The following is a 12,468-nucleotide window of genomic DNA, read 5'->3' as shown; positions in this document are numbered from 1 at the left end:
CACTTCATTCATTCAGGTTCGCTGGCATGGCATAGTCAAGCTGACGCCAGGATTCATACACCATGACCGCCACAGTGTTAGACAAATTTAGGCTGCGGGAACTTGCTTGCATAGGCAATCTTAACCTTTGCGCAGGCGGCAAGGCTTCAATAAACTCTGCGGGCAAACCACGAGTCTCTGGACCAAATACCAACACATCGTTGGCTTGGAACTCGGCTTCACTGTGAGTATGACTGCCTTTCGTGGTCAGTGCGTAAATAGTACCTGTCTCGTTCTGCTCAACGAAGGCGTCAAAATTAGGGTAGCGTTTTAGGTTGGCGAACTCATGATAGTCTAGGCCTGCGCGACGCAGTTTTTTGTCCTCTAAATCAAAACCTAATGGTTCGATCAAATGTAGCTGGTAGCCTGTATTAGCACATAGGCGAATCACATTCCCCGTGTTAGGCGGGATCTCAGGCTGGAAAAGAACGATATGTAGCATGCAGTGTCTCCTTTATTTAAGCAGCATGATAGCAGATGCAAAGGGCTTCTAAGTGATTGTTTAAAATAATTTAAAAAAAGTATTGACGCGATAAGAGGCTCGTATATAATACGCCGCACTTGCCCAGATAGCTCAGTCGGTAGAGCAGAGGATTGAAAATCCTCGTGTCGGCGGTTCGATTCCGTCTCTGGGCACCATGATTAAAGAAAACCTGCTTTTATAGCAGGTTTTTTTTTGCCTGCGATTTGTGATTTGGTACTCTTCGAGCGTTCTGCTTCTCTCAATAAATTTCTTTTTTTTACAACATGCAACATGAGTGACCTGCTTAGAGCACACAGTCATCCCGCTTAAGTGGATTTCTCTCGTGGCCACTTTCGGCGGAAATAATGTAAGAGCTATTCTGCTCTGCAAGAATACAGCATACAGCGATATGAGCCTTTTAGAGGTCAGGTTGTGATGGTTTGTAACGACCCTTTCAAACAACAGAATAGTCGTAAAATTTGCCATGATAATGTATTAAAACAAAGGTTAATCAAACATAATAAAAATCACAGACTAACTTATAGGGAATTATTAGCAGCATGGATAGAAATGTTTTAGATAGGCCGGCGTTTACTTGGTGCATCTCACTTCTTATTGTTTATTCACTATTTTGTTTTTCTTTTGGCACTCTTCCTAATCTAACGCCTGGTGAAAAGAAATTCCTACGATACTCTGAAGTGGTGGTTACCATCATATTCACAATCGAGTATGTAGTGCGAGTGATATTGGCTGAGAGACGCATTAAATTTATCTTTAGCTTTTATGGATTGATTGATTTGATCGCAATCCTCCCTTTTTATCTCACTTTTGCTGTTGATTTGAGAACTTTAAGGATAATTAGGCTTTTACGCTTAGCTCGAATACTAAAGTTGCTACGATATAATCAAGCCTCTCTTAGGTTTATTAAAGCCTTATATTCGGTAAAAGAAGAGCTCGTTATATTCTTATTAACCAGCATGATGCTTATATATTTAGCGGGTTTAGGAATTTATTACTTTGAACATACAGCACAGCCAGAAGCGTTTCGCTCGCTTTTTGACTGCTTGTGGTGGGCTGTAGTGACATTGACCACAGTAGGTTATGGAGATATATATCCTATAACCGTTGGAGGACGTATTTTTACATTCGTTTTGCTGATTATAGGTCTTGGATTAATTGCAATACCAACAGGAATAATCTCATCGGCATTAACATCTATTAGGTCTAAAGAGGATTAGCTGTTGTTACTGTAAGGAGTAATTGGCTCTTGTGTCGAGTGAACATAAGAGAAATCAGAGGGGGTAAGTATCAATGCAACAAATGATGTCGTTAAGCACTCAGCGCCTCCAGCAGCCACTACCAGCCCTGAGTAGCTTAACTGTTCGCATAAGCTCCTTTCTTATCTAACGAAAAAATAATCGCTGTCTACTCTGATAGATTCCCCCATAACGTTCACCAGCCGATCCGTGGCAATTCCTTGTTCGAAAATGCTTGCTTAGCCTAACTATCGAGGCAAAGTCTTCGATTGGATGATGGGCAGGTATGAGGTGTGCTGGTTGCATGGTTTCCGCTTCCCCCTGAAGGGAGACCTACTTATGGTGGGGTGGCAGGTATGTTTTTTTAGGCTTTATGTGAAGTTTTTTTGTGCGCTGATGCTGATGCTCGGATTTTTATAAGTTGTTATTTTTTCAGGAATTATTGAGAATGTCTGTTTCGTTTTGATGGGTTTAATGTCATTTTTTAGTTTCATTTGAGCTATTGTTGTTTCATTTGAAATAGGTTTATCATAAAAGTGACATATTTGGTGTCTATAGTGTTTTCTCGAATTTAATAATAACTCGTCTGAGGGACATGGTAATGCATAAGTTTAAGATGGCGTCTGCGTTGGTTGGTTTGTCTGTTGCGACTTCTGGTTTTGCGGCTACTGAAATTGAGTGGTGGCATGCAATGGGTGGTGCAAACGGTGAGAAAGTGAATGAGATCGCGCAAGCGTTTAACGATTCACAAGATGCGTACGAGGTTAAGCCTGTTTATAAAGGTAACTACTCTGAAACAATGACGTCTGCTATTGCGGCCTTCCGAGCTAAGCAACAGCCTGCAATCGTACAAGTTTTTGAGGTAGGTACAGCAAGCATGATGGCGGCCAAAGGCGCTATTTATCCTGTTCACCAATTGATGCGTGAATCGGGTCAGTCTTTCAACGAAAGCTCTTATTTGAGTGCAGTAACCGGTTATTACACGAATAATGAAGGCAAGATGCTTTCACTTCCTTTCAACAGCTCTACACCTGTGCTGTATTACAACAAAGATTTGTTTGCCAAAGCAGGCATCACTCAAGCACCAAAAACTTGGCAAGAAGTGGAAGCAACTGCGAAAAAACTGCAAGCTTCTGGTGTGTCTTGTGGCTTCACGACCGCTTGGCAGTCTTGGGTTCATTTAGAGAACTTTAGTGCGCGCCACAATACGCCTTTTGCAACGCTGGATAACGGTTTTGGCGGTCTGAAAACTGAAATGGCGTTCAATGGTCCTTTGCAAGTTGCTCACATCGAGAAGATGGGCGAGTGGCAGCAAAACGGTATCTTTAGCTACTCTGGCCGTACGAACGACGGCGCGGCTAAATTCTACAGCCAAGAATGTGCCATGTTCACTGAGTCTTCTGCGGGTTACGCGGGCATCAAACGTAATGCTACTTTTGACTTTGGCGTAGCGGAACTTCCTTACTGGGAAGGCAAGGTAGAAAAACCATCTAACACTATTATCGGTGGTGCTTCTTTGTGGGTGCTTCAAGGTCATTCTTCTGAAGAATACAAAGGCGTCGCGTCTTTCCTAGGTTTCTTGTCTGGCGCAGCAGTGCAAGCCGACTGGCACCAGTTCTCTGGTTACCTGCCAATCACTAAAGCCGCTTACGACCTAACTAAAGGTCAAGGTTTCTATGAAGCGAACTTAGGTACGGAAACAGCGGTTACTCAAATGACCACTGGTACGCCAACTGGCAATACGAAAGGTTTGCGTCTAGGTAATTTTGTACAAATTCGTGGTGTGATCGATGAAGAACTTGAGTCTGTATGGAGCGGTAAAGTGACTGCTCAAGCAGCTTTAGATAAAGCGGTAGAGCGTAGTAATGCTCTATTACGCAAGTTCGAAAAAGCGAACGACTAAGCGTTTAGTCAAGCCATCTCCCTATGGTTTTCAGCCATAGGGAGATACCCGTTTTTGTTTTCCGGATACCTATCTCTATGACAGTAACTTTTCCTAATAAAGGCTTACCTTGGTTGTTAGTCTTGCCACAACTTGTGATCACTTTTATTTTCTTTCTTTGGCCTGCTGAACAAGCATTAGAGCAAGCTTTTTACCAAGAAGATGCATTTGGGATTAGCCGTGAATTTGTTGGTTTAGATAATTTTCATGAAATCTTTACTGACCCTCTTTATTACCAGTCAATTTTAACCACGTTGATTTTTAGTTTTTCCGTTGCCTTTGCCGGTATGGCCATTGCGCTGTTTCTGGCGGTGATGGCAGACCGAGTGATCCGTGGAAAATTGGCCTATCAAACTATGTTGATTTGGCCGTATGCTGTAGCACCCGCCTTAGCTGGGGTGTTGTGGTGGATTCTATTTGATCCGAGTATGGGGCCGATTGCCCTGTGGTTGCAGAAAATTGGTATCGACTGGGACCATTATCTGAATGGTAACCAAGCAATGATTTTGGTGGTGATCGCCGCCACGTGGAAACAAATCAGTTATAACTTTTTATTTTTTTTAGCGGGTTTGCAGGCCGTGCCTCGCTCGTTAATCGAAGCCGCTTCTATTGATGGTGCAGGTCCTGCGAAGCGTTTTTGGACCATTGTTTTCCCTATGCTTTCGCCTACGACTTTCTTTTTATTGGTGATTAACCTGGTATACGCCTTCTTCGAAACCTTCGGGGTAATCGATGCCACCACGAAAGGTGGTCCAGGGCAAAGTACCACCTTGTTGGTTTATAAGGTTTTTGAAGACGGTTTTGTTGGCCTAGACCTTGGTAGCTCGGCGGCACAATCTGTAGTGCTAATGGCCATCGTCGGTGTAATGACAGTAATACAGTTCCGCTTTGTGGAGCGTAAGGTGCAGTACTCATGATAGAAAATCGACCTTGGCTAACGTTTATAAGCCACGCCACTTTATTATTGGGTATTGGCTTGGTGGCCTTGCCTGTTTGGGTAGCGATTGTTGCTTCTACTCATGAAGCCTCTGCCTTTGGGGTTGGCCATATTCCTTTATGGTTCGGTGATGCTGCTGAAGAAACTTGGGGCGCGGTGTTATTCGAAGAAGCAGGCAATGGTATTTCTCAGCCAGTTTGGATGATGATGCTGAACTCTTTGGTGATGGCGTTGGGCATTACTTTTGGCAAGATCGCGATCTCTTTGTTATCCGCGTATGCGATTGTGTTCTTTCGTTTTCCTTTGCGCACATTGTGTTTTTGGACCATTTTCATGACGCTAATGCTTCCCGTAGAGGTGCGTATCGTACCGACCTACGAGGTAGTCGCGAATCTGGACTTGTTGAATAGCTACACCGGATTGACCTTGCCATTGATCGCCAGTGCGACGGCGACTTTTTTGTTCCGTCAGTGCTTTTTGAGTATCCCTGGGGAGCTAGTAGAAGCCGCACGTATTGATGGTGCTGGTCCAATTCGTTTCTTCTTTGATATTTTGCTGCCCTTATCGCGCACCAATATCGCGGCCTTGTTTGTGATCTTGTTTATCTATGGGTGGAATCAATACCTATGGCCTTTGTTGATCACCACGGACGATGCCTATTACACCTTGGTAATGAGTATTAAAAGAATGCTGTCTGTAACGGATGGCGATATTGAATGGAACCAAATCATGGCGACAACCTTGTTGGCGATGTTACCGCCTGTTGCTGTGGTCCTTGGTATGCAGAAATTGTTTGTTAAAGGTTTAGTGGACTCGGAGAAGTAGTCATGACAGATGTGGTATTGAAAAATGTGGGTAAAACTTACCCTAACGGTTACAAGGCGATCCCTGATGTCAACTTGTCCATTGAAGAAGGTGAATTTATTGTTTTAGTCGGGCCTTCCGGCTGTGGTAAGTCTACTTTATTACGCATGGTGGCAGGGCTAGAAAGCATCACTCAAGGCGAGTTGTTGATCAAAGGCCAAAAGGTGAATGACAAAGAACCGGCTGATCGCGACATTGCGATGGTGTTTCAGAACTATGCTTTGTACCCACATATGTCCGTGTATGACAACATGGCCTACGGCCTGAAAAATCGCGGCGAAAGTAAAGAAATGATCGCCGATAAGGTTAATAATGTCGCGCAAATGTTGGGGTTGGAAGAGCTGTTGCAACGTAAACCTAGGCAGCTTTCTGGTGGTCAGCGCCAACGTGTGGCTATGGGGCGTGCCATGGTGCGTGACCCGAAGGTATTTTTGTTTGATGAGCCTTTGTCGAACCTAGATGCCAAATTACGCGTGCAAATGCGCATGGAAATTCGCCAACTACAGCGCAAGCTTGGCACAACCACTCTATATGTCACCCATGACCAAGTAGAAGCCATGACCTTGGCGGATCGCTTAGTGGTATTGAATAAAGGGGTTGCAGAGCAAATTGGCTCCCCTTCGATGAACTTATTGGAAGCGAATTTAACCGAGAAGGGCATTACTCTCTCACCAACACTAAGCTTGCCATTGCCACACGACTATCGCGGCTCGGTGATTTGGGGCATACGCCCAGAGCATTTATTAGTGGTAGAAGAGGCAAACGCTGATTTCGCTTTAGAAGTTCTCGCGGTAGAATCGTTAGGCGCAGAAACACTGGTTCATGGTGTGCTTAAAGACGGTTCAGAAATGGGGAAAACTATGGTTGTCCGTATGTCTGGCCCACATAACCCCGCTTTGAATAGCACTTTGTGGTTATCTGCTCCAACAGCGAATTGGCATGTTTTTGATGCCATGACACAACGACGTTTGTAACCCAATAGGTGACATAGAAAATGCAGTTAAACACACGAGTAATGGGCCACCGAGGCGCCGCTATATTAGCTCCTGAAAATACCTTAGCATCGATCAAAGCGGCGGCTGCAGCCGGTGCGAAATGGGTGGAAATTGATGTTTGCTTGATCGCTGAGGGTGGCTTAGTGATTTTTCATGACGACACTTTAGAGCGTTGTACTAACGGCCAAGGCATTACTCGTCAGGCATTACCAGAAGCGCTTGCTCAATTGGATGCCGGTAGCTGGTTTGCGCCTGAATTTAGTAATGAAAAAGTTCCGACATTGCTAGAAGCACTGGCTTGCATTCAAGCGTTAGGATTGGGCTTGAATCTTGAGATCAAACACGCAGATGCGGATGTTGAAAACATCGTACCGGCCGTATTAGCGGCGCTTGATGAACATTGGCAAGACAATGATATGTTGATGATCTCAAGCTTTAACCACCAAGCGTTGGTGCTCTGCAAAGAGATAGATAGTTCTCGTCACTTAGCACAGTTGTATGAAGGGATTCCTGAGCATTGGTTAGCTGATTTACAAGCGATCAATGCTTATAGTTTGAATTGTGACCATAGCGTACTAACACAAGAGCAGGCATTAGCCGTCAAGGCCGAAGGCTACAAGCTACTATGTTATACCGCCAATCAAGCCGACTTGGTAACAGGGCATTGGCAGTGGGGTATGGACGCTGTCATTACGGATGATCCTGGTCAGTTTTCAGATTACTTCTAACTATAACTCTACAGTAGGTGACTCCTTGGCACTGAGCGACAGACAGCATCAAATCTTAAACTGGGTTCAGCAAGAAGATACCTTGCTGGTGGAAGATATGGTGGCCAAATTTGGGGTCTCCTCACAGACCATTCGTAAAGATATTAACCAGCTTGCGGAACGTCATTTGGTGCGTCGCACGCATGGTGGTATTGCCCCCGTTTCCAGTATTGAAAATCTGCCTTTTGACCATCGCCAGTTTCTTAACGGCGATGCTAAAGCGGCGATCGCGGCTCGGGTCGCCCGAGATATTCCCGATGGGGCATCGGTGTTTTTAGGCGTTGGTACTACGGTGGAATATGTAGCGAAGGCTTTGTTAGACCACAAAGAGCTGCAAATATTTACGAATAATCTTACCGTCGCCAAAATTTTTAGTGTGACCTCTACCTCTCGTGTTCGTGTAACGGCGGGCAAGTTGCGTCCTCGACATCATGATTTGGTCGGGGAAGATACCCTTGCCAGCTTACGCCAATATTATTTTGATTATGGTGTACTGGGCTGTGGGGGAATGGATGAGACACAAGGACTATTGGATTTCGACCCAGAAGAGGCCGCCGTGAGCCGAGTGATCGTCGAGCAAAGTCGACATAGTTTGTTGGTGGCGGATCAGCATAAGTGGGGGCGTAAGGCCATGGCTCGGGTTCATCCTTTTCGTAAAATCGATTGCTTGTACAGCGATTATTTAAGTGACCAGCAGTCACGTTTACTTGCCTCTCAAGGCGTGCAGTTTCAACTTTGTCAGTAGGTTTATTTATGGCTATTCACCCTTTAACATCGCTCTCTCTAGAAGCTCGCCAAAAAATACGTTTTATATTGACCGATGTCGACGATACGCTAACTTGGGAAGGGCGCTTACCTGTGGCGGCTTTGTCTGCGCTGAGTGCTTTGGAGCAGGCCGAAATAAAAGTTATACCGGTTACCGGCGGTTGTGCTGGTTGGTCGGATATGATGGCCAGAACCTTGCCGGTAAGTGGTGTTATTACAGAAGGAGGCGCTTGTTACATTCATAAGGATGAGCAAGGGCATTTAGATTACCAGTTTTGGCATGATGAAGTACAAATGCGTGCAGAAAAAAGTACGTTACTGGAAAAAGTAATCCCTATATTAGCGGATTACCCACCGCTTAAATTAGCGCGAGATCAAGATTTTCGTATTACGGATGTCGCAATTGATTTTGCTCAAGATGTCGCGCCGCCAGCTATCCAAGCTAAAGACCAATTACTTGTGCATCTTCAGAACATGCAGCTCAATGCCAAGGCTAGCTCGATTCACATTAATTTGTGCCAGCCAGGTTATGACAAGTTTACGATGGCCGAGCGAGTACTCATGAATCAATATGGGTTGAGCGCGGAACAAATGCGCGAACAAGTTCTGTATGTGGGTGATGCGCCAAATGATGAGAGTATGTTTGCCCGTTTTCCATTAAGTGTAGGGGTGGCAAATATTATTGATCATCTGCCAAAACTCAAGTGTCCACCGACTTTCATTACTCAATCTTTTGGTGGTTTGGGGTTTGCGGAAGTAGCGGATTTTCTTTTGTTAGCAAAACGTTAAATTCCTCCTAAAGTCCTAACAATGTTTAACAAAAGCAAACAGTTTATGTTTGCTTTTTTTGTTTTAAGTCATGGTTATGATAGTTAAGCTATAAGGCGTCTGTGAGCATTTTTTACTTCAGGTAAAATTCATTTTTTCTACTAATATTTCATCCGTTAAGTTATTGCCTCCAAGAGATCAAACTCTACTATGCTGTAAGTGGCTAACTAATCTGTATCCTAAAGAGGCCATGATGCCAATAATGTTAAAGTTTTTTGTAGCACTTTTATTAAGCTATACATCGTCTGCCAATGCATTTAATTTAATTTTTGCTTCCAATATCCCTAGATTAACTGAAGTGAATGAAACTCGCTCGTTAGCGAATTTAGCGGGATTTATTCAGAATAAACGCTCCCAGACCTCGAGCTTTTTTATTCATGGTGGCGATAGTTTGTTTCCAAATGCGCTGTCTGTTTATGACTCAGGCGCACATATGGTGGATGTGCTAAATACTATTCAGACGGATGTTTTTCTCGTTAATCAAAGAGAGATGGCAAAAGGTTTGGATCAACTCACTATGCGGACTCATGAAGCAGAGTTTCCTCTGGTGTTATCCAATGTATTTGACCAAAGAACGTCTACCAATATTGATGGTGTTTTGCCCTATTATTCGTTGGCAACACCAATCGGCGACGTCGGATTTTTAATGTTAATGAGCGAGACAGTAAACAGTACCTATCTGACAGAAGATGTAGTCATTCTTGATCCTATCGAAAGAGCGGAAGCCTTTATTCACGAAATGCGCAGTCAAGGTATCAGCCATTTTGTGGTGGTCACCGAGCCTGATTTACTAAAGTTATATCCCGCTGAGCGATTTTCTTTTGCTGATGTGCTTTTTGTTGCCGCAGAAGTTCGGGAGGGGGTTCGTTATCATCCTGATTTAATTGAAGTTTGGGGTGGTGGTTCGTCGGGTAATGTGGCGGTTGTAGATTGGCAAAAAGACGACATTAGAGCGCACTTTGAATCTTATTCAGGCGCTGAAATAATGCCTGAGACAGAACAAATGATTCAACGTTATGTGAGTCATTTAGGTGTCGTTTTGGAGCAACCGCTGGGGGTTTTAGTGACCCCTATGGATTCCATGCGCAATAGCATCAGAACACAAGAGAGTGCCATGGGGAATTTATTTTCCGATGCATTGCGCAGTGCAACCAGAACGGATTTTGCGGTGCTTAATGGCGGTGCGATTCGAGGCAATCGACAGTACCGTCAAGGTGATAAAATAAGCCGGAGAGATATTCAAAACGAATTACCGTTTGGTGGTGTGGTGTACAAGGTAAAAGTCTTGCCGATGGAACTTAAAGAAATAATGGAGCACTCTTTAAGCGACGTTGATAATAAGGCAGGACGTTTTTTACAAGTGTCTGGTTTCGAAGTGGGTTACGATTTATCTCGACCTGTTGGTCAGCGAGTACTTACTTTGACCTCAGGTGGACGCCCCTTAATGAATAGGGAGTATTGGCTGGCAATCCCGGACTATATTAAGAATGGCGGCGATGATTATGTTATTGATGCCAATAAGGTCGCGCGAGAAATGAGCAATCAAGATCGTTTTGTTTGGAACATCGTGGCAGATTATCTTGTGTCTTTAGAAGTGCTAACACCCAAGGTGGAAGGGCGCTTGCGAGACCAAACTGTAAAAAATGTGACGCCACAATGATGAAGCGGCCTAAGCGCTTTTATCACAGCTTACGTTGGCAAATGAATTTGGGCTTGCTGTTATTAACCATGGGTGTCGTCTTGGTTAGTGTTATTTCATACAACCAAATTAAAAGCTTTGAAAAAAGTGCTCAGCTTCAAGCCGCCAACTATATACCAACGCTTAAAACGTTTACGCATATTGAGCTCACTATTACACGCCTATCTGAGCTCTCCAGTAATATGAGGAAAAGTGAAACTAATGCCGAAACCCGGGTCGTAATGGATGGCGCCCAAGTGCTGATTGAAGATTTAACCTTTAACCTAAAAATGCTGGAACAAACCCCTCAAGTCTTACAGTTACAAAGGGTGTTGCAGCGGCTTTCCCCGAATATTAAACGCCTCAGTGAAAAACAAATTGCTTATCATAATCTAGAACGACACTTTAAGAGTAAGGTAGAAAAAGCTATTCATTATAGTGCGTCGATCTTTTCGTCACAGAAAGACATGATGAAGGTGGAAGAATGGCGCCAATTGGTGCTGTCATTTGTTAGCTTGTCGAATAGTGGGCGCCAATATGAAATGCGTCGAGTCTTAAGTCAGATACAGCAACTTGTCGAAATTCTCGAGGAGTCGCCTTTAAGCGCAAACCGTGGGGCGGCATTGGTGTTTGGTAAGCTTCTTCATGCACAGGATGGCATTATGCCTTTGTCTAAAAGTCTTGCGGCATTGCGTGCTGAGGTGACGGGCATTGATACTCAAAACAAAATTCTTGTGGGTAATATCGTTGATTATAGCCAGAGAATTTACCAAGAAATTCAAGACCATGTTTCTGCTCAAGCAGAAGACCTTGTCGTGACCACAAGTCAGACTAAACAGCAGTTATATGTGATCTTGGTGCTCGAAACGCTATTCTTTGTAGCTATTTATGTATTCTGCCGTCGGCATTTATTTGCCCGCTTAACGATGTTGACCGATTTGGTTTCGACTTCCGAGCATGTTATTGAAGATAAGTTAAAATCGTTCGATCAACGTAACGAAATAGGTAGTTTGGTTTATCAATTACGCGACTATCTCATCACAATTAGCCGTCAGCAGACGCAACTGACTCAAGTGAGTCAGCAAATGCAAGCCGTTGTGAGTCACTCTAAATCAGGTATCGCTGTTTTTAAGGGCGATAATATTCTTTTTTGCAATGATGCCTTGGAAGATATTTTCCTCAATGTTGGCTTAAAAAATGTTGCGGATTTACCAGTAGTTCTTCAAGTGTTAGCAAAGCCTGTGGCTATTGAAGTGGACACAAAAGACGGCTCTATGACCTTAGTAAAAGCGTATTATGATGTGCCGAGTGAACGTTGGTTTGATGTGATTGGTGTGAATATTTTTTGGGGAGATAATGACGCATTGTTAGTAACTTTTATTGATGTTACTGACCGAGAACAGGCCGCTCAGGAATATTTAGAGATATTGTCCGAAGTGGAGACTAAGGTTAAGAAAGATGCGTTGACTGGCTTATATAATCGCAATAAGTTTGATCAGGAAATGATAGATATGGAGGGCAAAGAGTTTGCGATTTTACTCTTCGATATTGACCATTTTAAGGGCTACAACGACACCTTGGGACATTTGCAGGGGGATGTGGCGCTAAAAGCAGTCGCGAATGTAATTTCTTCCACCGTGAGAAAATCAGACACCGCGATACGTTATGGTGGTGAGGAGTTTGTTGTCATTCTTGATAGCTCAGATAAAGATATCGCCTTAAGCAAAGCGACTGAGATATTAGAAAATGTCCGCGAGCTTCACGAACCTCATCCCATTTCGGAACATTCCTATGTCACCGTTAGTGGTGGTATAGTGCTTAGCAATGAAATAGCGAATGGTACACCTTTAGAGTGTTTCAAATTGGCCGATAACCGTTTATATGAAGCAAAAGCTTCTGGACGTAACTGTCTTGCCATGTAATGAGGTTACTAT

At 43.8% G+C, this 12,468-nt stretch carries 11 protein-coding genes and 1 tRNA gene; 11 read left to right on the top strand and 1 reads right to left on the bottom strand.

Annotated features, from left to right (window positions below; translation table 11 throughout):
* Window positions 1-4: 4 nt before the first annotated feature.
* Window positions 5-481, bottom strand: a complete 477-nt coding sequence (gene trmL / locus ABJF92_RS02995; RefSeq protein WP_446814365.1) for a tRNA (uridine(34)/cytosine(34)/5-carboxymethylaminomethyluridine(34)-2'-O)-methyltransferase TrmL — start codon at window positions 479-481, stop codon at window positions 5-7.
* 121 nt (window positions 482-602) lie between these two features.
* Between trmL and ABJF92_RS02990 the strand changes: the two genes are divergently transcribed.
* The 11 genes from ABJF92_RS02990 (at window position 603) to ABJF92_RS02940 (ending at window position 12,456) form a co-directional block, all read left to right on the top strand.
* Window positions 603-678 (top strand) — tRNA-Phe (locus ABJF92_RS02990).
* A 384-nt stretch (window positions 679-1,062) separates the two neighbouring features.
* Window positions 1,063-1,740 carry an ion transporter gene (locus tag ABJF92_RS02985; protein ID WP_446814364.1) on the top strand — a complete coding sequence of 226 codons (678 nt, stop codon included), beginning with the start codon at window positions 1,063-1,065 and terminating at the stop codon, window positions 1,738-1,740.
* A gap of 619 nt (window positions 1,741-2,359) precedes the next feature.
* Window positions 2,360-3,661 (top strand): sn-glycerol-3-phosphate ABC transporter substrate-binding protein UgpB, encoded by a 1,302-nt coding sequence (gene ugpB, locus ABJF92_RS02980; protein WP_446814363.1) that lies wholly within the window; start codon window positions 2,360-2,362, stop codon window positions 3,659-3,661.
* 77 nt (window positions 3,662-3,738) lie between these two features.
* A complete protein-coding gene (gene ugpA / locus ABJF92_RS02975) occupies window positions 3,739-4,617 on the top strand; it encodes a sn-glycerol-3-phosphate ABC transporter permease UgpA (protein ID WP_446814362.1) in 879 nt (292 codons plus the stop codon).
* Entirely contained in the window at window positions 4,614-5,462 is an 849-nt protein-coding gene (gene ugpE, locus ABJF92_RS02970; protein WP_446814361.1) for a sn-glycerol-3-phosphate ABC transporter permease UgpE, read from the top strand. Before ugpA ends, ugpE begins: the two co-directional genes overlap by 4 nt.
* 2 nt (window positions 5,463-5,464) lie before the next feature.
* Window positions 5,465-6,475, top strand: coding sequence for an ATP-binding cassette domain-containing protein (locus ABJF92_RS02965; protein ID WP_446814360.1), 1,011 nt, complete (start codon window positions 5,465-5,467; stop codon window positions 6,473-6,475).
* Window positions 6,476-6,495: 20 nt separating this feature from the next.
* Window positions 6,496-7,224 (top strand): glycerophosphoryl diester phosphodiesterase, encoded by a 729-nt coding sequence (locus tag ABJF92_RS02960; RefSeq protein WP_446814359.1) that lies wholly within the window; start codon window positions 6,496-6,498, stop codon window positions 7,222-7,224.
* Window positions 7,193-8,008 (top strand): DeoR/GlpR family DNA-binding transcription regulator, encoded by an 816-nt coding sequence (locus ABJF92_RS02955; protein ID WP_446814358.1) that lies wholly within the window; start codon window positions 7,193-7,195, stop codon window positions 8,006-8,008. Before ABJF92_RS02960 ends, ABJF92_RS02955 begins: the two co-directional genes overlap by 32 nt.
* Window positions 8,009-8,016: 8 nt before the next feature.
* The gene (locus ABJF92_RS02950; protein WP_446814357.1) at window positions 8,017-8,817 is read left to right on the top strand and encodes an HAD-IIB family hydrolase; all 801 of its coding nucleotides are present in this window, start codon (window positions 8,017-8,019) and stop codon (window positions 8,815-8,817) included.
* A gap of 241 nt (window positions 8,818-9,058) precedes the next feature.
* Window positions 9,059-10,516 (top strand): bifunctional metallophosphatase/5'-nucleotidase, encoded by a 1,458-nt coding sequence (locus ABJF92_RS02945; RefSeq protein ID WP_446814356.1) that lies wholly within the window; start codon window positions 9,059-9,061, stop codon window positions 10,514-10,516.
* Window positions 10,513-12,456, top strand: coding sequence for a diguanylate cyclase (locus ABJF92_RS02940; RefSeq protein WP_446814355.1), 1,944 nt, complete (start codon window positions 10,513-10,515; stop codon window positions 12,454-12,456). Before ABJF92_RS02945 ends, ABJF92_RS02940 begins: the two co-directional genes overlap by 4 nt.
* Window positions 12,457-12,468: the final 12 nt, after the last annotated feature.

Origin of the sequence: Marinomonas sp. (genome assembly GCF_039940335.1) — a bacterium.
Taxonomy (GTDB): domain Bacteria; phylum Pseudomonadota; class Gammaproteobacteria; order Pseudomonadales; family Marinomonadaceae; genus Marinomonas.
The sequence above is the reverse complement of the archived record's forward strand: the minus strand, read 5'-3'. Positions and strand labels throughout refer to the sequence as shown.

Coding starts and splice junctions, on each gene's coding strand:
- trmL (WP_446814365.1), bottom strand. CDS start 481: ATGCTACATATCGTTCTTTTCCAGCCTGAGATCCCGCCTAACACGGGG.
- ugpB (WP_446814363.1), top strand. CDS start 2,360: ATGCATAAGTTTAAGATGGCGTCTGCGTTGGTTGGTTTGTCTGTTGCG.
- ABJF92_RS02940 (WP_446814355.1), top strand. CDS start 10,513: ATGATGAAGCGGCCTAAGCGCTTTTATCACAGCTTACGTTGGCAAATG.
- ugpE (WP_446814361.1), top strand. CDS start 4,614: ATGATAGAAAATCGACCTTGGCTAACGTTTATAAGCCACGCCACTTTA.
- ABJF92_RS02955 (WP_446814358.1), top strand. CDS start 7,193: ATGATCCTGGTCAGTTTTCAGATTACTTCTAACTATAACTCTACAGTA.
- ABJF92_RS02950 (WP_446814357.1), top strand. CDS start 8,017: ATGGCTATTCACCCTTTAACATCGCTCTCTCTAGAAGCTCGCCAAAAA.
- ABJF92_RS02985 (WP_446814364.1), top strand. CDS start 1,063: ATGGATAGAAATGTTTTAGATAGGCCGGCGTTTACTTGGTGCATCTCA.
- ABJF92_RS02965 (WP_446814360.1), top strand. CDS start 5,465: ATGACAGATGTGGTATTGAAAAATGTGGGTAAAACTTACCCTAACGGT.
- ABJF92_RS02960 (WP_446814359.1), top strand. CDS start 6,496: ATGCAGTTAAACACACGAGTAATGGGCCACCGAGGCGCCGCTATATTA.
- ABJF92_RS02945 (WP_446814356.1), top strand. CDS start 9,059: ATGTTAAAGTTTTTTGTAGCACTTTTATTAAGCTATACATCGTCTGCC.
- ugpA (WP_446814362.1), top strand. CDS start 3,739: ATGACAGTAACTTTTCCTAATAAAGGCTTACCTTGGTTGTTAGTCTTG.